At 61.9% G+C, this 21,772-nt stretch carries 20 protein-coding genes, 1 tRNA gene and 1 pseudogene; 9 read left to right on the forward strand and 13 right to left on the reverse strand.

Annotated elements, in window-relative coordinates; translation table 11 throughout:
• The first annotated feature begins 206 nt into the window (after nt 1-206).
• Entirely contained in the window at nt 207-2,081 is a 1,875-nt protein-coding gene (locus AC1D0I_RS17425) for a L,D-transpeptidase family protein (protein ID WP_477396628.1), read from the forward strand.
• Nucleotides 2,082-2,126: 45 nt separating this feature from the next.
• Here the strand turns inward: AC1D0I_RS17425 and AC1D0I_RS17430 are convergent, their stop codons facing one another.
• From AC1D0I_RS17430 to AC1D0I_RS17440, 3 genes are all read right to left on the reverse strand, one after another.
• Nucleotides 2,127-2,612 carry a hypothetical protein gene (locus AC1D0I_RS17430; protein WP_477396630.1) on the reverse strand — a complete coding sequence of 162 codons (486 nt, stop codon included), beginning with the start codon at nt 2,610-2,612 and terminating at the stop codon, nt 2,127-2,129.
• Between the two features lie 397 nt (nt 2,613-3,009).
• Complete coding sequence (locus tag AC1D0I_RS17435) at nt 3,010-3,750, reverse strand: lysozyme inhibitor LprI family protein (protein ID WP_477396632.1); 741 nt, start codon at nt 3,748-3,750, stop codon at nt 3,010-3,012.
• Nucleotides 3,751-4,131: 381 nt separating this feature from the next.
• Nucleotides 4,132-4,389, reverse strand: a complete 258-nt coding sequence (locus AC1D0I_RS17440; RefSeq protein ID WP_477396634.1) for a PepSY domain-containing protein — start codon at nt 4,387-4,389, stop codon at nt 4,132-4,134.
• Nucleotides 4,390-4,614: 225 nt separating this feature from the next.
• On the opposite strand from AC1D0I_RS17440, the gene AC1D0I_RS17445 reads away from it, so the two are divergent.
• Entirely contained in the window at nt 4,615-4,827 is a 213-nt protein-coding gene (locus AC1D0I_RS17445; RefSeq protein WP_477396636.1) for a hypothetical protein, read from the forward strand.
• Between the two features lie 100 nt (nt 4,828-4,927).
• On the opposite strand, the gene AC1D0I_RS17450 is transcribed toward AC1D0I_RS17445, so the two are convergent.
• Nucleotides 4,928-6,448, reverse strand: a complete 1,521-nt coding sequence (locus tag AC1D0I_RS17450) for a winged helix-turn-helix domain-containing protein (RefSeq protein ID WP_477396637.1) — start codon at nt 6,446-6,448, stop codon at nt 4,928-4,930.
• On the opposite strand from AC1D0I_RS17450, the gene AC1D0I_RS17455 reads away from it, so the two are divergent.
• The gene (locus tag AC1D0I_RS17455; protein WP_095091550.1) at nt 6,448-6,729 is read left to right on the forward strand and encodes a hypothetical protein; all 282 of its coding nucleotides are present in this window, start codon (nt 6,448-6,450) and stop codon (nt 6,727-6,729) included. The genes AC1D0I_RS17450 and AC1D0I_RS17455 overlap by 1 nt on opposite strands.
• A gap of 102 nt (nt 6,730-6,831) precedes the next feature.
• Here AC1D0I_RS17455 and AC1D0I_RS17460 read toward each other — a convergent pair.
• A pseudogene (locus AC1D0I_RS17460) lies at nt 6,832-7,083 on the reverse strand (GcrA family cell cycle regulator); the annotation flags it as partial.
• A gap of 433 nt (nt 7,084-7,516) precedes the next feature.
• Between AC1D0I_RS17460 and AC1D0I_RS17465 the strand changes: the two are divergent.
• On the forward strand, nt 7,517-7,870 hold the full coding sequence (locus AC1D0I_RS17465; protein WP_095091552.1) for a hypothetical protein: 354 nt from the start codon (nt 7,517-7,519) through the stop codon (nt 7,868-7,870).
• A gap of 174 nt (nt 7,871-8,044) precedes the next feature.
• Here the strand turns inward: AC1D0I_RS17465 and AC1D0I_RS17470 are convergent, their stop codons facing one another.
• The 3 genes from AC1D0I_RS17470 to AC1D0I_RS17480 form a co-directional block, all read right to left on the reverse strand.
• A complete protein-coding gene (locus tag AC1D0I_RS17470) occupies nt 8,045-8,722 on the reverse strand; it encodes a peroxiredoxin-like family protein (RefSeq protein ID WP_095091553.1) in 678 nt (225 codons plus the stop codon).
• A 414-nt stretch (nt 8,723-9,136) separates the two neighbouring features.
• Nucleotides 9,137-9,211, reverse strand: a tRNA-Val gene (locus AC1D0I_RS17475).
• A gap of 138 nt (nt 9,212-9,349) precedes the next feature.
• On the reverse strand, nt 9,350-10,033 hold the full coding sequence (locus AC1D0I_RS17480) for a phosphoglycolate phosphatase (RefSeq protein ID WP_477396639.1): 684 nt from the start codon (nt 10,031-10,033) through the stop codon (nt 9,350-9,352).
• Nucleotides 10,034-10,422: 389 nt separating this feature from the next.
• Here AC1D0I_RS17480 and rpiA point away from each other — a divergent pair, with 389 nt between their 5' ends.
• The 3 genes from rpiA (at nt 10,423) to gor (ending at nt 13,257) form a co-directional block, all read left to right on the forward strand.
• The gene (gene rpiA / locus AC1D0I_RS17485; RefSeq protein WP_477396641.1) at nt 10,423-11,154 is read left to right on the forward strand and encodes a ribose-5-phosphate isomerase RpiA; all 732 of its coding nucleotides are present in this window, start codon (nt 10,423-10,425) and stop codon (nt 11,152-11,154) included.
• On the forward strand, nt 11,141-11,749 hold the full coding sequence (locus AC1D0I_RS17490) for a DUF2059 domain-containing protein (RefSeq protein ID WP_095091556.1): 609 nt from the start codon (nt 11,141-11,143) through the stop codon (nt 11,747-11,749). Before rpiA ends, AC1D0I_RS17490 begins: the two co-directional genes overlap by 14 nt.
• A gap of 116 nt (nt 11,750-11,865) precedes the next feature.
• Nucleotides 11,866-13,257 (forward strand): glutathione-disulfide reductase, encoded by a 1,392-nt coding sequence (gor, locus tag AC1D0I_RS17495; RefSeq protein ID WP_477396643.1) that lies wholly within the window; start codon nt 11,866-11,868, stop codon nt 13,255-13,257.
• A 69-nt stretch (nt 13,258-13,326) separates the two neighbouring features.
• Here gor and mgtE read toward each other — a convergent pair whose 3' ends face one another.
• A complete protein-coding gene (gene mgtE / locus AC1D0I_RS17500; protein WP_477396644.1) occupies nt 13,327-14,691 on the reverse strand; it encodes a magnesium transporter in 1,365 nt (454 codons plus the stop codon).
• A 271-nt stretch (nt 14,692-14,962) separates the two neighbouring features.
• Nucleotides 14,963-16,855 carry an ABC transporter ATP-binding protein/permease gene (locus tag AC1D0I_RS17505; protein ID WP_477396646.1) on the reverse strand — a complete coding sequence of 631 codons (1,893 nt, stop codon included), beginning with the start codon at nt 16,853-16,855 and terminating at the stop codon, nt 14,963-14,965.
• 597 nt (nt 16,856-17,452) lie between these two features.
• Here AC1D0I_RS17505 and AC1D0I_RS17510 point away from each other — a divergent pair.
• Entirely contained in the window at nt 17,453-17,881 is a 429-nt protein-coding gene (locus AC1D0I_RS17510) for a hypothetical protein (protein ID WP_477396648.1), read from the forward strand.
• Between the two features lie 38 nt (nt 17,882-17,919).
• On the opposite strand, the gene AC1D0I_RS17515 is transcribed toward AC1D0I_RS17510, so the two are convergent.
• A complete protein-coding gene (locus AC1D0I_RS17515; protein WP_477396649.1) occupies nt 17,920-18,600 on the reverse strand; it encodes a DsbA family oxidoreductase in 681 nt (226 codons plus the stop codon).
• 18 nt (nt 18,601-18,618) lie between these two features.
• Complete coding sequence (locus AC1D0I_RS17520) at nt 18,619-20,439, reverse strand: extracellular solute-binding protein (protein WP_477396651.1); 1,821 nt, start codon at nt 20,437-20,439, stop codon at nt 18,619-18,621.
• A gap of 232 nt (nt 20,440-20,671) precedes the next feature.
• Here AC1D0I_RS17520 and AC1D0I_RS17525 point away from each other — a divergent pair, with 232 nt between their 5' ends.
• Nucleotides 20,672-21,301, forward strand: a complete 630-nt coding sequence (locus tag AC1D0I_RS17525) for an invasion associated locus B family protein (protein WP_095091562.1) — start codon at nt 20,672-20,674, stop codon at nt 21,299-21,301.
• 73 nt (nt 21,302-21,374) lie between these two features.
• Here AC1D0I_RS17525 and hspQ read toward each other — a convergent pair whose 3' ends face one another.
• On the reverse strand, nt 21,375-21,698 hold the full coding sequence (gene hspQ / locus AC1D0I_RS17530; protein ID WP_167392389.1) for a heat shock protein HspQ: 324 nt from the start codon (nt 21,696-21,698) through the stop codon (nt 21,375-21,377).
• Nucleotides 21,699-21,772 lie beyond the last annotated feature (74 nt).

The following is a 21,772-nucleotide window of genomic DNA, read 5'->3' on the forward strand; positions in this document are numbered from 1 at the left end:
GAGGATTTCCCTCGGCCGAAGCGGAGACACCCCGCTTCGGCCGTCACGATGTTGTGAAACCGTTCTGCAACAAGCCTTCCAAAATTTATGGAAGCTTAACGAAATCAGTATGAATCAGTATAGTCGCGCCTTACATCCGCCATGCGGTGAGCGAGATCGTCTTAACGGTGCGGAACGGGAACCGGGTACAACCGGGCGGGTGATTCATGAAATTCCTCCGAAACAAAGCAACCGTGATGCCGCTGGTGGCGATCTCGGCAACGCTGGCCTTCGGTGTGCCACAGGCAGGCGCGCAAGGGCTCTTCGACATGCTTTTCGGAGGTGGCGTCAGGCACGAGCCGCAAGGTGAGTTTCCACCCGCGCCGCCCAAGCACAAGCCGAAAGTGCCGGGTGGCGGCGTAAAAATCAGCAGCCCGTCCTACTACACCTACAAGGCCGATCGGCTGGTGCGCATCGACTTTTCGGCGCTGGCCGCGGCGCCAATGCCGGCGGCCCCGCAGGATGCCGCTTTCGTGCCTTCAGCCACGGGGGCTGCGTTCCACGACGCGATTGCCGGCTTGAGCGACTACGAACTCTATGCCGAGCCCGATATCGCCAAGGCGCTGATCGCCTACTACTCGGCCAATCCGGATTTCATCTGGGTCACCGGCACGGGCCTCAACAGCCGCGCGCAGGATGCGGTGCGGGTGCTGGGCGAGGCCGCGAGCTACGGCCTTGAACCGGCCGACTACACGGTCAACGTGCCTGCCGCCAGCGCCTCGCCGGCCGATGCCAATGCACAGCTGAAAGAGCTCGTCCGCTTCGAGATGGCGCTGTCGGCCCGCGTGCTGCGCTATGCCCACGATGCCCAGAACGGCCGCGTCGAGCCCAACCGCATGACCGGCTACTATGATTTCCCGGCCAAGCCGCTCGACTTGCAAGGCGTGCTGAAAACGCTGGCGCATACACAGGAGGTGCGCACCTATCTCGAATCTCGGCATCCTCAGAATGCGGAATACCAGGCGTTGCGCGTCGAACTGGAAGCCCTGCAGGCCAGCGCCGAGAACGAGATCGTCGTCGACCCCAAGCTGTTGCTGAAGCCGGGCGAAACCAGTCCCGAACTGCCGAAGCTGCTGACCCTGATCGCCCGCAATCTCGATGACGAGATGGGTGGCGCCTATGGCGAGACCCTGGCGAGGCTGGYCACCAGCGACGTCTATGTCCCGGAACTGGTTCCGGTGATCGAAGCCGTGCAGAAGAAAGCCGGCATGAAGGGCGACGGCGTCATCGGACCGCGCACCGTCGCGACGCTGGCCGGAACGTCCAAGGCCGACAGGTTGCTGAAGGTTGAGGTGGCGCTGGAGGAACTGCGCTGGCTGCCTTCCGATCTCGGCAGCCCGCGTGTCTTCATCAACCAGCCGGCCTTCACCGCGAGCTACATCGACAATGGCGAGGAAAAGCTGAAGACGCGTGTCGTTGTCGGCCGGACCACCAACCAGACCGCCTTCTTCTACAACCAGATCAAGCAGGTCGACTTCCATCCCTATTGGGGCGTGCCGCAGTCGATCATCGTCAACGAGATGCTGCCCCGGCTGCGCAGCGATCCCGGCTATCTCGACCGGGCCGGCTACGAGGTCACCGATTCGCGCGGCAAGCGCATCCCTTCGTCGGCGGTCGACTGGGGCGCGTATGGCGCCAACATTCCCTACAGCGTGCGCCAGCAGCCGAGCGAGGCCAATGCGTTGGGCGAACTGAAGATCCTGTTCCCCAACAAGCACGCGATCTACATGCACGACACACCGCAGAAATCGTTCTTCCAGCAGGACATGCGCGCGCTCAGCCATGGCTGCGTGCGCCTGCAGGATCCGCGCGGCATGGCGGCCGCCGTGCTCGGCATCTCGGTCGACGATATCGCCGAGAAGCTGAAGCACGGACATTCGACCGAGGATGTAACGCGCAAGATCCCGGTCTATGTCGCCTATTTCACCGCCTGGCCGGATATGTCCGGCAAGGTCGAATATTTCGGCGACGTCTACGATCGCGACACGCGGCTGAAGCAGGCGTTGGACGCCACCGAGGCGGTGCGCTCGCCGTCGAGTTGAGCAACGGCCGTTTTCGGCTTCTAGAGCGTGTCGGCTGAAACAGTTTCAGCCGAGCTCAAACAGGGGGCGCCGGAAACCCGCGTCGCGTCCGGCGATCAGCCAGTAGACCAATCCGGCGACAAGGCCGGCAGCGGCGATGATGCCGATGTCGGCCCAGCGCTCGGGGTCCATGTCTTCCGCTGAACTTGGCCAGATCAGAAAGAAACCGCCGGCGGCGGCCGCGGCGCCGAAAACCATGTGCAGCAGGAAATTGCGCAACGAGAAGAGTTCGGCAATCAGTGCGAAGATGAGCGTCTGCAGTGCGGTCACGACAATCGTCAGGAAATAGACGAACATGCCGAGCGGCGGAACCACAAGGACCGCGATCGGCGAGACGCCCATGACGTCGAAATAGGCGGGCGCGTTGGGTAGGGAACTGAGCGCGGCGTAGATCGCCACGACAGCGATCAAGCCGACGAGCACCGATACGAGGTAGCCGGCCAACATCATCAGTATGCGCTTCAGCACGTGCTTCGCCGTCGCCATGCCCATCCCCCATGCGGCGCCTATGGGCCGCAGTCAGCCATCAAAGCGAGACTGACGCAAGGGGAGGCAGGATCGTGCAGGTGGTCGCTCCAGACCAATGACAAGCTCGACTTGCGGTGGAGACCACCAATTGCCGAAGTCGGCGCCGCCCCTCATCGCCCTGCCGGGCGTTCGTCGTTCGAAAAGCCAAGCAATTGGCTTTTTCGTCCGCTACGCGGACCACTCCTCAACTCCCCGTATAGCGACGGGGAGGAAGGGGCTGACCGCAACGACGGCGCTCGTCTTGCAACGCTGGTGATGGGCGAAACCGGCGATGAGAGCGCCCCTCTCCCCGTCACTATACGGGGAGAGGATGCCGGCAGGCAGGTGAGGGGCAGCGCCGCGCTGAACACGAAGCGGCAATTCAGGCGCCGCCGCACATATGCTCCGAGTCCGGCAGCGTCCATGACCCCTTGGTGGCGAGATCGATGCCGTAGTAGACGCGGCCGCGCTCATCGTGCTTGGGGCAGTCCCTGGGAATCGAGATCAGGCACATGACGGCCGCGTCGCCGACCTTCGAGGCGGCCAGGCCAGGGTCGCGATCATATGAGACGGCGCCGCCGTCATTGGTGAATGTCGCGGCACTGCCACCATCCGGGCTGGCCGTTTCCAACGGATCGTCGCCAAGCCGCGTGGTCAGCGTCTTGATATGGGTGGAGGCGCATTGGCCGATTGCCGAGGGCAGCGGCTGATCGGTCTCTTTCGGGTTTCGCGCCGCGGCTTCCAGCGCCTTCTTGCCGACCAGCGCGATGTTGTAATCCTGCACCCATTGCGGCGCGGCGCCATAGGTTTGCAGCGCGTTGTTCAGCGCGCTGACGATGCAGGCGGTGTCGCTCTTGCAGGCATTGCGGTCGGCAATCAGCCCTCGGGCGATCCTGCGCTTGTCRCCGCCGAACGCTGGCTCGAAATCCTTGAACGCCTTGGAGACCAACAGGTCGATTGCCGACAGCTGCGGATCGGCGCAGATCGCCTTTTCCGCCGGCAGGCTTGCCTTGGCGCAGTCGAAGGATGGCCCATCGGCCCGCGCCGGAGCGGCCCCAAGGATGCCGCCGGCCAGAATGATGGCCAGCACGGCCAGACGACGGGTTAGAACGGAAGATCGCATGATTGCCCCCAAGCCACGATTGCCCAAGGCGCGGCCCACGCCCTGGCATGCATGTCATACCTCAAGAATGGACAATTTTGGGCGAGGCCAGGGCAATCGCTTCAGGCCAATGACAGTTCGACTTATGGCGGAGACCATCGCCGAAATCGGCGCCGCCCCTCATCGCCCTGCCGGGCACTTCTCCCCGTATAGTGACGGGGAGAAGGGGCTGGCCGCAACCTCAGCGCCATTCTGGCGACGCTGGTGATTGGCGAAATCGGCGATGAGAGCGCCCCTCTCCCCGTCACTATACGGGGAGGGGATGCCGGCAGGCAGGTGAGGGGCGGCGCCAGCGCCAGGAAAGGCCAATAGAACTAAATTCAAGGCGCGTGCCGACGCACTCTATTTTGGCTCGGCGGTCACGGGATCATAGGTGATTTCGACCTTGGCCTTGTCGGATGTGTAGTAGGTGACGACGTAGGCGCCGCTGTCCAAGTCGACTTCCTTGACATAGCGAAAGCCGTCGCGCTTCTCGACCTTGGCGAGGATCTCCGACAGTTTCTTGGCGTTGGGCGGCGGCAACAGGGGCTCGTCCGCGGCAAAGGCCGGTCCGCCGGCGAGAAGAACGGCGACGCTTGTCGCCAGCAGAAATCTGGACATGGCTTTCCCTCAAGGTTTCGTCGGACGGAAACTCGCTGCCATGCCGGTTTGTTCCGCAACTGAAGTGCGTGACGATTGAGTTCACCGATTGCAGGTTTCGGAAGAAAAGCCCGTGTGCCAAAAAAACCACGATGCGCCGCTTCAGTATTCATGGCCAAATGATGTTGGCGGTTCATTGGGGGTCTACATGTGCACGCGTCACATGGTCTTGCTTGCACTGTCTCCATGCCCGTGCAGAAAGCCCAAGCGCTGGAATCTGAACGCTACACGGTCTATTGCGCCGACGACCGCATCGAGGTTTCGTTCTGGGATCTCGAACAGATGAAGGTGCGGAACGGCTCCGACGTCTGTCAATTCCAGAGCGATACGAGCTACAGCAGCGCCCTGAATTTCGCCCAGAAGAATTTTGGCGGCGAAGGGGCGGACTGCAGTTGTTAGCTCTATTGCATTGGATTGCGATGTTGAGGAAAGCAGGCGCGCTTGGGTAGCCCAGCAGTTGCCACGGCATCGATGGATCCACGTCGGACCGGAGGCGGCCCTAGCCTTGGTCCTCATAGGCTGCGAGTGCCTTGGCGACGCCGGCAATGAGGTGTTCAGCATCACTCGCGTGTTCGAAGGCGATTCCGGTTTGCGCAAACTCAAGTGGCGAGTAATCAGGCGCTATCCGCTTGACCTCTGCCATAATGCGCTGAGCTTCCTTCAGTTCGCCGAGTTGAGCGTGACACCCCGCCAGCCTTGCCAGTCGCCAGGGGGTCCTCGGTGGGACCTTGGACATGCTGACAAGCGCGGCCTTGTAGTCTCCAGCCGAGTATTGGGCGATGGCGCGATCATAGTGGTACCAATCAGGATGGATCGGGTTGATCCGTATCGCACTGTCAATCGCCGCGAGTGCTTCAAGCGGCCTGCCTCTCATCGTGAGCAAATACCCCATTTGCGCAATCGTATCGGCGTCATATGGATTGAGGTCGAACGCGCGTTGAAGGTGATGTTCGGCCGCTTCGAACCGACGGGCAGAGATCAAAGCCTGGGCAAGCACGCGATGGCAACGTGGCTCTTCCGGTGCAAGCGTCACCGCACACTCCGCACGGTCGATCAATGAAGCAAGCAACGCCGGGGATGCCTCGGCATAGCCACCGATAATGAGATCGGCGAGCGCGGTGTAGGAATGCGCCAAAGCATAGGTCGGGTCCTTGTCGACCGCAGCCTGAAAGAGGTCGCGCGCGGCCTGATTGTCGTCATCGCCATAACCGCGCAGCCGGGCCAGTCCACGCAGGACAAGCTCATATGCGGCCAGGCTACCGGGAGGCTTCGGGGTTGCCTGCTTGATACCCGCGTCGTCAAGCCGAGCGACCAGCCGGTTCACCACACGGCTGGCGATTTCTTCCTGCATGTCGAAGATCTGGCCGCCAGAAGCAGAAAACGTATCGCTCCAGAGGACTTCACCCGTCGAAGCAGTCATGAGACTGACGGTGACCCGCATGCCGTCAGCGCGGGTCGTCGCCCTGCCGCGGACCAGATAGGTTGCGCCGAGGCTGTCGCCAACGGCACGCCAATCGGAAGCGGAATCCGAGACAAATGYAAATCCGGAATTGCGCGCCAGCACAACGACCGTTCCGAAGCGAGCCAACGCATTGACAATGTCCTCGGCGAAACCGTCGACCAAAGGGGAGTCGTCCGGCGCACCTTCGTTGCTGAAGCGCAGTACCGCAACGCTCGGCTGTCCAGAGCGCTCTTGTCTTGGCGTATCGGGAAGAGAGAGGACGTAGCCGCGTTTGGCAACCGTGCGGATAATGGTTTGGCTTTCGTCCTGCAGCGCCTTTCGCAACTCCCTGACCGCCTGCGTCAGTGAGTCCTCGGTCACGAAGACATCGGGCCATACCGCTGACATCAGTTCGGACTTGGTCGCGACACGCCCGACATTCCGGCTGAGATAAGTTAACAGATCAAACGCCTTGCAGCGCAGAGCAACAGGTTTTCCATCGCGCACAAGCAGCCCGCGGGCAATATCAAGCTCGCAACTGCCAAGTGCCAGTATGGGCCCACCGTTTCCTTGCGACATTGAATGCCGATCTGACCAGCTCGACCAAACGCAGCCTGATTGGGGTCCCAATCGGCTCGGACGTCAAGGGATCAGAGGAATTTGACCTGTCTTCACCTTGGCTGGAAGTCATCCGCCTCTCCACGGCGATGATCTCCAGCATTTCGAACATTGTTCCAGGCATGGGCGCACAAGGGGACCCAACCATGACGCTGGACGCAAATTCCAGCAGTTCCTGCCGGGCGGCTTGGCGCATGTTCTCATTCAGCGACATGTTCGACCTCATCCGGTTCGTTCTTTAGAACAATGACGCCAAGGAACGGTCGCGTACCGGAAGATTTCTGAAATTCTGCTGAAACTCTCCCCTCGTCGCGCTCGCGGTCGGGGGAGGCCGCCCGCTTAACTTACGCGGCGCGTCGTTGGGCGGGTTGGAGACCAGAACGGGTTCGACGAGGGTCGACGGCGGTCACGATGCTATGGTGGTGATCGCAATAGACGCGATCCGGCGAAGTTGGCCCAGCACAAAAACGGTAACCGCCGGGTACTGACGCGTCTTCGCTCACCGGGAAGCGGCACTGATAGACGCCTAGCTGGATGAGGGGGACGTCTCTCGAAGTTGGTCTGGTATTTTCAGGCATGATTTTCAGGTTCCTAGTTGATAGCCATTGCCGGCTGACGGCCGCAGTGCGACCGCGTCAGGGCGAGCTTCTCTCGTTTTGGAGGGCTGTGGATCACCATATGGTGTTGGTCACAGCATCAATGAAGCCCAAGGCCCTGCTTTCGGAAGCCAGTTATTGCGACTTAAGGCCACACGTGCCGCTAGGGTGCGGTTGACAGCGCGAAGGCACCCGGCGGGCGATGTTGTCGCCCCCGGGTTAATCGGCAGGCGGGGTGAGGGGTGGCTTGTGGGCTCAACGCGCTGCGCTTTCGGTTTTTCAGGGCCCTCAACCGGCCAGCCCCGGGAGGGCGATCTGCGGGAGCGAAAACATTTTGTCAGCAGACAGTATGGTCGCGTCCCAGAGCATCTCTCCGAACCGTTGCGCCGGTGCTATAGTGTGCCCGCATGATCAGACAGCAGGGATATGAGGCATGCCCGAAGTCACCCGCCGTACACTTCTCGCGTTCGCCGCCGTGGCCTCGGTCGTTGAACCGACACTTGCTGAAGGGGAAGGCGCCTCACCCGAATTGCGGGCGCTGATCGGAGCCCATGAAGCCACCTATGCCGGGCTTTACAAGGTTGTTCATCAAGCGGGCAGTAGCAGCCACGAACGCAAGAGAGCAGACCGGATTGAACAGGACGCATTGCTGGCCATCTGCTCCTATCCTGCGATCAGCCGAGGCGACCGCCGGGCTAAGGCCGAGTACCTGTTGACCGCTGAGGCTCGGGGCGAACTCGACCTGGAAGAGCACATGCAGGCCATCCTGCACTCGATGAAGCGCTGATCGCGGCTCGACGCCATTGTCTTTCCGCGCTGGCGCGTGGTTGGTCGCTCATACTGGAATTCCCACCGCACTCAGCCCGTCGTAAAAGCGACTGCCAAAAGCGTGGCGACCCCGGCTCGAACTGACGTTTGCAAAACACCTGCTATCCGTGCACCCGCTCAGCGCACTGCGCCGCTACTGACCAATATGCGACGCGACCGACATCATCGCCTCAGAGTTCGGGTGGGCGCCCAAGCCGCCATCGAAAACTTCGGAGAACGTCCAGCGAACGACGCCGTTGCGGTCGAGCAGGAACTGGCCGGTGAGCTGGCCCACGCCGGTTGCCATCATTTGCTGGTCCGCTTCAGTGATATCGTAATTGTCTTTCTTGTTCAGATATTCGAGCGTGGCAAACGGATCCATCGGCTCAGGCATTTCGCCCGGCACGTTGAGCCGCATCGCCTTCACATCGCTCATCGAGACCTTGTCCGGCAATGCGCTCTCGCCCTCAGTTACTATTTGCATGTTGGGCAATCCAAAGGCGCGGTGTGAAACGCGCTCCGGATCGGATGCAGCAAGCAAACCAACCATCGGATGGTACCGGAGATAAAGGCGCGCCCGCTCGATGGGCGTGTTCACCACCGTGAGGCTTTCGATGCCCTTTGCGTTAAGGGCTGGTGTGAGCAGCGAAACCGTCGCGATATGACGCCTGCAAAACGGACAATGCAGACCTCGATACAGCCCAACCAGCACTGGCTTCTCGCCGCGGAAATCGTCGATAGCTATCTTGCCCTCGCGAGTAATTGCGTCGAGTACGAAATTGGGCGCACGTTCGCCCAGTTGCAGAGGGCCTACGGCGGCGCGGTCAGACATGCTTGATCCTCCTCGCAGCTCAATCCAGTGACGAAAGTGCGGCGGTAGTTCCGGCTCCAGCCCGTGTTCGGCACACACTTCCTGAGCGTGCTGAATTGCAATGTAGCACAGAGATGGGCGGACGTTGAGGCGCTACCTAAGACTACGCCTTGCGGAGCCTCGCTCCTGGCGCACAGAAGCAAACGGCTGGCAATCAAGGAATCGATTACAGGTTGGAGCCTACCAACGAGCGGAGCATTTCGGGCCTTCGGGACGGAATACCACCGTGAAAGAGGCGAAGCCAGCTGCTCAGTTCCCGACGCCGGTGTCGAAAACAATCGTCGAATTGGTGGCGACTTAGTGGCGAAACGAAAAAGGCCTAGATCGACGATTTTGGCCAACACGCTAGTAAGCTGCTGACTTTCCTAGGGATTTTGGTGGGCGATGCAGGGATTGAACCTGCGACCCCACCCGTGTGAAGGGTGTGCTCTCCCGCTGAGCTAATCGCCCGCTCGTTGCCCGAAGGCCAAGCGAGCCGCGATATAAGGGAGGCGGGTGCGGGAAGTCAAGGCGGTGTCAGGCGTTCCGACAAGGATCGGATTGTTGTCCTGTGGACCCGTCTCCGACGTGACGCCGGCTGCTTTCCGGTCAGTTCCCCGCGGCGGCGATCAGCCTTTGCGCCAGGTCGAGCGTCAGGGCGTCGAAATGCGAGATCACCGCCGAGGGTTCGAATTCGCGCACATGGCGGTCGGTGTAGCCGAAATCGACCGCCACCACTGGAATGCCGGCGGCCTTGGCGGTGTCGATGTCGGTTTGCGAATCGCCGACCATCAGCGCGCGATCCGGGTCGCCGCCAGCCAGTTTGATGGTTTCGATGAGATGACGCGGGTCGGGCTTGCGGAACGCGAACGTGTCCTGCCCGGCGATTGCGGCGAAATGCTTCGTCAGGCCGAGCGCCTCGATCAGCGCCAGCGAGTTGGCTTCGTACTTGTTGGTGCAGACGGCCAGGAGATAGCCGGCGTTCTCGAAGCGCGCGATCGCCTCGACGACGCCGGGGTAGGGGCGCGATTTGCCGGGGATGTTGAGGGTGTAGTGGTCGAGGAAGAGTTTCAGCAGCCGGTCGTGCTCCTCGACATCAAGCGATCGCTGCTGGGCGGCATGGGCCCGTTCGATCATCACGCGGCCGCCGTGACCGACAAAGCGCCTGAAGCCGGCCTCATCGACCGCCGCGATGTGGCTGGCGGCAAGGCTGTGGTTCAGGCTGTCGAGCAGGTCCGGCGCTGTATCGACCAGCGTACCGTCGAGGTCGAACACGATGATCGGGCGATTCATGGTCAGTCCTGGGCCAAGTTCATGCAAGTGGCAGGCGATAGCGGCTGCGGCGCATCAAGGCAAGCGGCGTGGGGCAAGCGGGGCGGGTCGTTCTGGCAAGCAAGCCCCGCGGGACCGGGTATTTCGCGGCTTGCCACCGGACATGAAAAACCCGCCATGGCGGCGGGTCGTTGGCGCAAATCAGCACCATGCACAAATATGTAGCATAGCTGCCATCACCAGGTCAAGAAAAAATTCCTATCGGAGATCCCTGACGCATTGCCCCTGACCGTGCGTTGCCAGAACATCCATGCTGCTCGTCGCCAGGGCGTACGCCGCTGCCAAAGGCTTTGACCCGACCGGCAAAAATGCTAGGAGCCCAGCAGCGAATTTCCGGGGCAGCAAGCGGCATGGATGCAAGACAGTTGAAGGTCGAAGCCGCGCGGGCAGCGCTCGCCTATGTGAGCGACGGCATGCGGCTCGGCATCGGTACCGGCACCACCGCCGAAGAGTTCGTGCGGCTGCTTGCCGAGAAGGGCGCCACCGGCATGACGATCATCGGCGTGCCGACTTCGGAGCGCACCGCGTCGCTCTGCCGCGAGCTTGGCGTGCCGCTGTCGACGCTGGAGGAAACGCCGCAGCTCGACCTCACCGTCGATGGCGCTGACGAGGTCGACCCGGAACTGACCCTGATCAAGGGCGGCGGCGGCGCGCTGCTGCGCGAGAAGATCGTTGCCGCCGCTTCCCAGCGCATGATCGTCATTGCCGACCAGTCGAAGATGGTCGAGACGCTTGGCCGTTTTCCACTGCCTATCGAAGTCAACCAGTTCGGCCTGCGCGCAACCGAAATCGCGATCGGCGCGGCGGCTGAAAAGCTCGGCCTTTCCGGTCCGGTTATATTGAGGATGACGGGGGGCCAGGCTTTTGTTACAGACGGCGGCCATTTTATCCTCGATGCATCTTTTGGCCGCATTCCGGATACAAGAGCGCTTTCGAATGCTCTCCACGCCATTCCGGGCGTGGTCGAGCATGGTCTTTTCATCGGGCTGGCGTCAGCGGCCATCATCGCCGGCGGCGACGGTATCCAAACTGTCCATGCCGCCCGAAAACCAGGGAGTTCTACCGATCATGATGTTGCATAACCGGGTTCGCAGCCTTTGCGCCGTTCTGGCGGCTACGGCCGTTTTCGCCCTCTCTTCGCCGGCGTTTTCGCAAGAAGTCACGGACTCGCACCTGAAGGCCGCCCGCGCGGCGGTCGCGGCGATCCACGCGACCGACCCGTTCGACAACATCCTGCCGCAGGCGGCAGCCGCGCTCGAATCGCAGCTCATCCAGAAGAACCCGGACATGCAGGAGCTGATCGGCAAGACCATCAACGAGAAGGCGCTGGCGCTGGCCTCGCGCCGCGCCGACCTCGAGAAGGAAGCCGCGCTCGCCTACGCAAAAGTGTTCTCCGAAAAGGAACTGACGGATATCGCCGCCTTCTACAGTTCCGATTCGGGCAAGAAGCTGCTGGATAGCGGCCCCACCGTGACCCGCGAACTGGTCAAGGCAGCCGACATCTGGCAGAACGGCCTCGCGCGCGATCTCGCCCAGCAGGTCGGCGAGACGCTGGCCGCGGCAGCCAAGGCCAAGGCGCCGGCAGCCCCTGCCGCAGCACCCGCGGACGCAGCCGCGCCTGCGGATGGCGCCGCACCCGCCGACGGTTCGGCTCCGGCAGACGACACGCAGAACTGATCTTGCGTTTCCAAATGGCCTTGCGGCCATCGATGAAGCCCGGCTTGTCCGGGCTTTTCTTTTGCTGCCTGGCGGCCTACCTGTCACTGGATTTCTGAAGCTTGAGGAGCCGCCAGATGGCCGGTTACGACTACGATCTTTTCGTCATCGGCGGCGGCTCGGGCGGGGTGAGGGCGGCGCGAGTCGCCGCCGCACTCGGCAAGCGCGTCGGCATCGCCGAGGAATATCGCTATGGCGGCACCTGCGTCATCAGGGGCTGCGTGCCGAAAAAGCTCTATGTCTATGCCTCGCAATTTCCCGAGCATTTCGCCGACGCCGCCGGCTATGGCTGGACGGTGCCGGAGGCAAGTTTCGACTGGCAGACGCTGGTCGCCAACAAGGATCGCGAGATCAGCCGGCTCGAGGCGATCTACCAGAGGAATGTCGAGGGCGCCGGCGGCGAGGCCTTTCACTCGCGCGCCATGATCGTCGATCCGCATGTCGTGCATCTTCTGGGCGAGGATCGCACCGTCACCGCCGACCAGATCCTGATCGCCACCGGCGGCCGCCCGGCGCCGCATCCGGCGCTGCCCGGCCATGAGCATTGCATCTTCTCCAACGAGGCTTTCGATCTCAAGCAGCTGCCCAAGGCGATCATGATCGAAGGCGGCGGCTATATCGCGGTSGAGTTCGCCAACATCTTCCACGGCCTCGGCGTCGACACCACGCTGGTCTATCGCGGCAAGGAGATCCTCAGCCGCTTCGACATGGACCTGCGGCGCATGCTGCACGAGACAATGGAAAAGAAGGGGATAGAGATCCTCTGTCATTCGGTGTCGGAATGGATCCGCAAGCGGCCGGACGGCCGGCTCGACGCAATCGTCACCGGCGGCAAGGTGCTGACCGTCGACCAGGTGATGCTGGCCATCGGCCGCATCCCCAACACCGAGAATATGGGCCTGGAAGGCATCGGCCTGGAGATGACCAAGACCGGTGCGATCGCCGTCGACAAATACTCGCGCACCAACATCGACAACATCTGGGCGATCGGCGACGTCACCAACCGCGTGCAGCTGACGCCGGTGGCGATCCACGAGGCGATGTGTTTCATCGAAACCGCCTTCAAGGGAAATCCGACGGCGCCCGACCACGATACGATTGCGACCGCCGTCTTTTCACAACCCGAAATCGGCACGGTCGGCCTGTCGGAGGATGATGCGGTCAAACGCTTCCCCGACATCGAGATCTACCGCGCCACATTCCGGCCGATGCGGCATACGCTGTCCGGCCGCGACGAGAAGATGCTGACCAAGCTGGTGGTCGACGGCGCGTCGAAGCGGGTGCTCGGCGCGCACATCCTGGGACCGGATGCGGGCGAAATGGCGCAGCTTCTCGGCATTCCGCTGAAGGCCGGGCTGACCAAGGATGATTTCGACCGCACGATGGCGGTGCATCCGACAGCCGCGGAAGAGCTCGTCACCATGTACAAGCCGACCTATCGGGTGAAGGACGGCAAGCGGGTGGATTGACCTGGCAAATGCCGAGGTTCAGCTCTCCACCGCGGCAAGGGTCTTGCCACGGCGGAGATTTGAGAACTGCTAAAGCAGCGTGCCGCGCAGGATCACCAGCGCCACCGAGAAATAGATCACCAGCCCGGTGACATCGACCAGCGTTGCGACGAACGGGGCCGATGCGCTGGCCGGATCGAAGCCGATGCGTTTCAGGGCGAATGGCAGCATCGACCCCGACAGCGAGCCGAAGGTGACGATGCCGACCAGTGCCACGCCGACCGTCGTGGCGATCAGCGGCCAATGCGGCCCATAGTCGTAGAAGCCCATATATTGCCAGAGCGCGATGCGGCCGATGCCGACCACGCCGAGCATGGCGCCGAGCACGAGGCCGGTGGGCAGTTCGCGCAGCGCCACCCGCCACCAGTCGCGCAGCCCGATCTCGCGCAGCGCCAGCGCCCGGATGACCAGCGAGGTCGCCTGCGAGCCGGAATTGYCACCCGAACTCATGATCAGCGGGATGAACAGCGTCAGCACGATCGCCTTTTCCAGCTCGCCCTCATAGCTCTGCATGGCGTTGGCCGTCAGCATCTCTGAGATGAACAGGGCGCACAGCCAGCCGCCCCGCTTCTTGATCATGGCGAGGAAGCTCATCTTCATGTACGGCTCGTCGAGCGCCTCCATGCCGCCGAAGCGGTGCACGTCCTCGGTCGTCTCCTCGATCATCGCGTCGATGATGTCGTCGATGGTGACGATGCCGAGGATCTTGCCGTGGTCGACGACCGGGACGGCGAGCAGGTCGTATTTCGAGATCGTCTGCGCCAGGGTTTCGCGATCGGTCAGCGGGGTGACCGTCACCGGCGCGCGATCCGGCGCCACCGTCATGATCGAGTCCTCCGGCTCCCCGGTGATCAGCCGGCGCAGGCCGGTCGACCGCATCAGGAGGTGCGTTTGCGGATCGACGATATAGATCGCGTAGACGGTTTCGCGCGTCCGCTCGACCTTGCGGATGTAGTCGAGCGTGCGGCCCACGGTCCAGTCCGAAGGCACGCTGACGAACTCCGTCGTCATGATCGATGCGGCGCTGCCTTCGGGGTAGCCCAGAATGGCAAGCAGCGTCGCGCGCAGCGGCGGCGCAAGCCCGCCGAGCAACTCGGAACGAGCCGGCTCGTCCAGCTCGCGCAGGATGTCGGCGGCGCGGTCTTCCGACATGGCGGTGAGCAGCTTGCCCGCCTTGGCGCGCGGCAGCGCCTCCATGAGTCCGGGCGCGCGGTCGAGTTCAGGCTGGTCGAAGATCTCGACCAGCCGCTCGAACGTGACTTCGCAAAGCAGTTCCGTCGCGCTCTCTCGCGGCTCCCTGTTCAGGGCCTCGACAATGTCGGCGACGTGATCGTTGGCTAGGATACGGGCGATCGCGACGGCCTCGTCGCTCGCTACGGGGGTAAATTCGTTCATGGCTCACTCCTTGCCGTCCGGCAGGACATGAACCATTCAGGTCACGTCTAGGCGGACGGCTGTTGCGTTCGACTGTGACTGTCGCCAGGCATGGCGCTGTGACCTTTCCGCTTGCGGGTTCGCGTTTGACTGTCTGCAAGCCGGCGCAACATAGGTGCGCGCCTTGCCGAGTCAATCGCGGTGAGGACGAAAAACGGTGCCGAATGGCACCACTCGCGAGACTGTGATCAGCGGCCGCCGCATGGCGCGGCCGGCCGAGATCCACGCGTCGTCATTTCTGCTTCAGCCGGCGCGAAAAACGCAGCCACTTGTCCTCGACCGGCCTTGGCTGGACAAGAATCGTGGTGAGTTCGACAGGCAGGGTCGGAACCAGGGGCTTCTTGGTGGCGACGCCGTCGGCGATCGCCACGATGCTGTGGTAGAATTCTGCGCCGGTCAGCGATCTCGGCGCCACCGCCTCGTGCATGACGCTGATGACGGTGACATCGGGGCAGTTGTCCTTGATGGCCTGATGGAAGGCAATCTTGCCCTCCGGATCAAGCGCGCCGGTCGCCTCGTCGAGGAACAGCAGCCCCGGCTGCTGCAGCACGATGCGCGCCACCACCAGCTTCTGTTTCTGGCCGCCCGACAGAACCTGGTCCCAGCTTTTGCCTTCGCGGCTTGCGTCGCCTAGATGCGAGATGAAGTCGCCAAGGCCGGCCTTGTACAGCGCCGCCGCGACATCCGCATCGCTATGATTGTGCTCGGAGCCCGGCAGGCAGACCAGCTGTTTCAGCGTCACCTGCTGCAGCTTGACCTCCTGGGCGGCATAGAAACTCTTCACGCCCTCGGGGAAGACGATGGTGCCATGGCCATAGGGCCACAGGCCGTTGATCGCCTTGATCAGCGAGGTCTTGCCGCAACCCGATTCGCCTTTCAGGAACGTCCACTCGCCGCGCCGGAAGCGCAAATTGGCGGCGCTGAGGAACGGGGTTGCGTCCTCGCCCTGATGCGCCAGTTCGAGCTTCTGGATGGTCAGGCCGAAAACCGGGTTCTGGCTGGCGTAGTGGAAGTCGGAACGGCCGGTCTGGCTGTAGAATTCCTGCGGATGCTGGACATTCTCGATCGCATTGGCCAGTTCGGTCACGCGCTGGCTGTTGGCGCGCAGCGTGGCGATGGCGGGCATGACGTGGATGAACCACGAACATTGGCCGATCAGCGAATTGACCAGCTCGGAGCCGGTTATGTAGCCCTTGAGATCGAGACCGTTGTGGATGAACGGCACCAGGCCAGGTCCGTAGGCGACGATGCGGGCGCCGATGAAATTGTAGATCAGTTCGAACGACATATAGACGGTGTTGACGATGTTCAGCCGCGTCCATGTGCCGTCAATGTCGACATAGAGCCGGCCATGCATGGTCCTTTGCACGCCTTCGCCCTGGGACGCGGCGACATGGAAGCTGCGGCGCAGGAACGTCGTCAGTTCGCCACGATAGCTGCCTTCGGCCTGCTGCATCCTGACGTTGAGGCGCTCGAGCAAGCCGCCGAGCTTGACCGCGATCCAGGTGTTCAGCGGCACATAGGTGGCGACGGCCAGGAAGGCCAGGACGGCGCTGCCATAGCTGCCGAGGAACTCCAGTCCCTTCACCTCGACGGAGTTTTCGAGCAGCTTCTGGCCGACGAAATAGAGCGAGGTGGCGACGCCCAGCACGCCCATGGCGAGCCCGATGGCGCCGCCGGTCATGTCCTTGATGGATTCCTGGACGCGCTGGTCGATGTTGTCAGGTGCCGGTGCGCCGCTGCCGGTCGACGCATGCTGGGCATGAAAATGCGTATGATTGTTGTCCAGCAATGCTTCGTTGAAGCGACTGTCCAGCCAACCGCGCCATTTGCGGTGCAAGGTCGCCGAGACAAGGTTGCGGATCCCGGTAAAGCCGGCGTCCTTGAGCAGCACCAGCAGCACGAGGATGCCGGCATTGACCAGCAGTGTGCGAAGCGGCGTGGTGTTGGCGGCGTCGTGGAAGAAGGCGATCGAGTTGACCAACTCGCCGGAGGCTTCGGCGAACCAGACACCGGCCTTGCTGGACAGCGCCGTGAGCAGCGCGATCACCAGCGTCAGGGTCCAGGCTTCCTTCCACCGGTCCGAGAACCAGTAGGCCCGCATCAGGCCCCAGAAGGTACGCATCGACGATACCGGCGTCAGAAGCGATGGCCGTGCGGCATCGCGAGGTGTTTTTTCCGGTACTGACTCTTGCGTTGGTCTATCGACCCGAATCACGATCCCGCCCAAACCATTTTTGTTTTGTTACGGATGGTAACACCAATTGATCATTTTCTATTAATTTTTAAAGCTGGCCAAAGGGATTACCCCGGACGACCGTTGCCATGAGGCAACAGATTGCCGGGTCGAAGCGCCGTCAAACGGATCGGCAAAAGCGGAATATTGCTATTGATTTCAATTTGTTGAGGGACGCGGGAGGGCCATCGGTGAAGCTTCCCTCAGGGAAGGTTTTCACACGGGTTTGTGAACTCGAAAATCTAATTGACTGGTAAATTTCCTGACTGCGGACTGGCCGAATCTTCGGAAATCTTCCGTTCGTGACCTCGCCAGAGGCAGAAAAGTGACCCGAAACGGTCGTTGCGGCAGGCGCGGCGGGCGGCACATCCGGCCCCGTTGGGTGAGGTCAGGAACCGCGTTTGACAATTGCTTCGTTCGGGATTGAACCTTGCAGGGCACTGTCGGCACCCATGCATGTCCGGTTCTCCAACGAGGAAGCTTCCAATGCTTGTACGCGCAGCCGCAACCCTGTTCCTCCTTGCCTGGCACCCCCTGGCACAGGCCGCCGAGCAGAGCATTCCGGCGGGCGCCGAGGGCCAGATCGAGTTCAACACGCCGTCCGGCAACATTGGCTGCATCTACACCCCGAAGGGCGGCACCAGCACCTATAAGCCGCAGGACGGTGGCCCGGAACTCAGCTGCTCACGCGTCGCGCCGAGCTATGTCACCATCATCCTGGGACCCAAGGGGCCGGCGACTTTGATCAAGAACCCCGGCGAGCAGTCATGCTGCAGCGATGTCACCAAGCTCGCTTACGGCAAAAGCTGGAGCGCAGGGCCGTTCTCATGCGAATCCACAACCAAGGGACTGACCTGCACGGCCACGAATGGCCACGGATTTTTCATCAGYAAGGCCAAGGTGACCGTGAAGTGACGCCGGCTCCCGCCTCATAAGGGCAGGGGCAGCCGGTCTCAGCCGGCCTTTTCCAATTCGCCGCGCGCCTTGGCGGCGGCCACCTGACGGATGGCATCGGCCAGGGTATCGGCATCCTGTGCGCCCATGACCGCGTATTTGCCCTCGATCAGGAAGCACGGCACGCCTGTTATGCCCATGCGCGAGGCGGTGGCGATCTCGGTGCGAACGGCCTCGACGTCGGCCTCGGTCGGCAACAGCGTGGCAACCACGGATGCGTCCATGCCGGCCTCGCGCGCGGCTTCGACCAAGACGGCATGGTCGCCGATGTCAGCGCCTTCCTCGAAATTCAGCTGGAACAGGCGGCGCACCAGCCGGTTCTGCACGGCTTCGCCGGCGGCACCAGCCCAGCGGATCAGACGGTGCGCATCGAGCGTATTCGGTGCCACCTTGATGGCGTCGAACGCGAACGAAATGCCTTCGGCTTCGCCCAGCGGCTCGATGCGGGCATGAATTTCGCGGATGCGCTCGTCGCTGCCGAACTTGGCCAGCATATAGTCGCGGCGATCCTTGCCTTGCGGCGGAATGGTCGGATCGAGCTGGAACGGCCGCCAGCGGACATGCACCTCGGTGTCGCCGACAGCTGATATCGCTCTGTCGAGCCGCTTCTGGCCGATGAAGCACCATGGGCAGACGACGTCTGACACCACGTCGACGGTGATGGCGTTCAGATCACTCATCTCGATCTCCTGAAATCCTCAGTTCGGCTTGCGCCACCAGCTTGGCAGTTGATACCCAAATATGGGCGTCTTTTGCGGATGTTCCAGGTAGTTCCAGTAGGCGATCCATTGCTGCGTGTTGTACTGCGTCGGCACCATGTAGTTGCCGGAGATCAGCAGCCGGTCGAGAACCCTGACAGCCGCGACATAGTCTTCCTTTGAACGCGCGCGCAGCATCGCGTCGATCGCCGCATCAACCGCCGGATCGGCGACACCGGCCAGGTTGAACGAGCCTTCGGCCTTGGCCGCTTCGGATCCCCATCGGCCAAGCTGTTCGATGCCGGGCGACAACGAATTGTTGAAGCCGCTCGATCCGATCAGGGCCTCGAAATCGAAGCGCTGCTTGCGCGACTGGATCTGATCGCCGTCGAGGCTGCGGATGGTGACGTCGATGCCGATCTTCTCCAGCGTGCGCTGATAGATGCCGGCAAGCCGCTCCTCATCCTGCGAAGCAACCAGAATCTCGAAGCCAAACGGTTTGCCATCGGGATCGAGCATCGTACCGTCCTGCACGTGATAACCGATGCTTTTCAAGAGATCGAAGGCCGCTTTCAGCACCTTGCGATCCTGCCCTGAACCATCGGTGACCGGTGGCCGGTACGTGCCATCCATGACATCGGCCGGCACACGGCCGGGGTAGGGCGCCAGCAGCGCCTTTTCCCTGTCGTCAGCCGGATGACCAAGCGCGGAAAGCTCGGAATTCTGCCAGTAACTCATCGCGCGGGCGTATTTGCCGCCGAACAGGTTCTTGTTGGCCCATTCGAAGTCGTAGAGCATGCCGAGCGCACGGCGCACGACCGGGTTGGCGAACTTCTGCAGCCGCATGTTGAACAGGAAACCGGTCACCACGGGCGGAATGCCGGTGTCGAAGGTTTCGGCGACCACGTCGCCCTTGTGGAAGGCCGGAAAATCGAGGTCGCGGTCGCGCTTGACCGGATCGCCGTCGTCGTCGATGGCGCAAAGGCCCTTCTTGAAAGCTTCGAGCTTGGCGTTGGCGTTGAGGAAATACTCGATGGTGATCTGGTCGTAATTGTCGAAGCCGCGCTTGGCCGGGATGTCCTTGCCCCAATAGTCCGGGTTGCGCCTGAAAACGATGCGTTGGCCAGGCTGTACCTGCGCAACGGTGTAGGGGCCACTGCCGATCAGTGGCTTCAGCGTCGTCTTGTCGAACGTGTCCTTGTCGAAGGCATGCTTGGGTATGATCGGCGTCAGCGCGATGATCAGGGGCGTCTCGCGATTGGCCTTGTCGTTGAAGGTGAAGCGCACGCTGTGGTCACCGGTCTTTTCGAGCTTGGCGATCAGGCTCATGCGGGCGCTGTAGGGTGGACGGCCCTTGTCGGTATAGACATCGTAGGTGAACAGCACATCCTCCGGCGTCACCGGCTGGCCGTCGGACCATTTGGCCTTCGGGTTGAGATGGAACTCGATGCTCTTGCGCTCCGGATCCATGTCGGCGGTGTCGGCGAGCAAGCCGTACAGGCTGAAGGGCTCGTCGTAGTTGCGCTGCATCAGCGGCTCGAAGACGAGATTGCCGTAAGTCTGGTCCATCATGCCGCGCGCTGTCGTGCGCAGGCTCTTGAGGATGAAGGGATTGAGATTGTCGAAGCTGCCGACGACGCAATAGGTGATCGAGCCACCCTTCGGCGCGTCCGGATTGACGTAGTCGAAATGCGTGTAGTCGGGCGGCAAAGCCGGTTCGCCCTGCATGGCGATGGCGTGCTTCGGCTCCGACGCGGCCGGCTGATGCGAAAGCGCGAGAAACGATATCGCGGTGATCAGCCAAACAAGAACGCGGCCCATGACCGTCTCCTTACTGGGTCGGCTTGATGATTCGGTGCGCACCCTAGCATGAGGCAACTGCGTGCCGGCCAATGGCGTCATCAAGAATTACAAGTGGCGGGCTGGATTCGACATCGCTTGCAGTGTAACACGCCCCCCGAAGTCATTCTGTTGCCTCATTTTGGCAACAGGTAGCTGGACCACACGGCACGAAGAAGCCGGTCCCGGGATCATTTGAGAGGAAGTGCACGACATGACGAGCCTGAACAGCAACGCGTACCGCCTGTCGGTCATGGCCGCTGGCGTGGTCGGCTTTCTGGGCGCAGGGCTTCCCGCTGCTTCCGCACAGCAGCAACAGCAGATTCCGCAAGGCTGGTTCAAGGCTTGCACCAAGCAGGAAGACGTCGACATCTGCAACGTCCAGAACATCACCACCGCCGGTAACGGCCAGTTGATCACCGGCGTCAGCCTGATCGAGCTGAAGGGCAAGGTGAACCGCAAGGTGTTCCAGGTAACGGTCCCGACCGGCCGCCTGGTGCCCCCCGGCATCGGCCTGCAGATCGACACCGGCAAGGCCGTGAAGCTTGATTACGTCATTTGCTTCCCGGATCGTTGCGTGGCCGAAGTTCCGCTCACCGACCAGCTCGTCGGTGCCTTCAAGAAGGGCCAGGCGATCACGCTGACCTCGGTCAATTTCCAGAACCAGCAGAACCCGATCAAGATCGCCCTGCAGGGTTTCAGCGGCGCCTATGACGGCCCGCCGCTGCAGCAGTCCGATATCGAAGACCGGCAGAAGAAGCTCCAGGACTTCGTCGCCAAGAACAACCAGGATTTCGCCAAGAAGCTCAAGGAAGAGCAGGACAAGGCGAAGACCGCCAACTGATCATCCGGTTTTTGCCGGCCTAACAAAAAAGCGGGGTCATGCCCCGCTTTTTTTGCGCCTGTCGTCTGGTCGGTTAATGCCTCGATTGCCGTTTCGGCTCGTAGCGCCCGTCCGGCCTCTTGTCGAACATCTCCTTGATCTGCGGATGCCGGACCGGCTCGCCCGACTGATCCTCGAGCAGGTTCTGCTCGGACACATAGGCGATGTATTCGGTTTCCGAATTCTCGGCGAGCAGGTGATAGAAGGGTTGATCCTTGCGCGGCCGCACGTCGGCGGGGATGGCTTCGTACCATTCGTCGGTGTTGGCGAACTGCGGATCGACGTCGAAAATGATGCCCCTGAAGGGAAACAGCCGATGGCGAACCACCTGTCCGATCGCGAATTTGGCTGTTTTCATCGTACTCACCACTGAATTCCTTAGACTTATTTGGCGCAGACTGGGCGTCAATTCAATCCCGACGCGTTTTGGTC

This window comes from Mesorhizobium sp. P2_D1 (assembly GCF_056404455.1).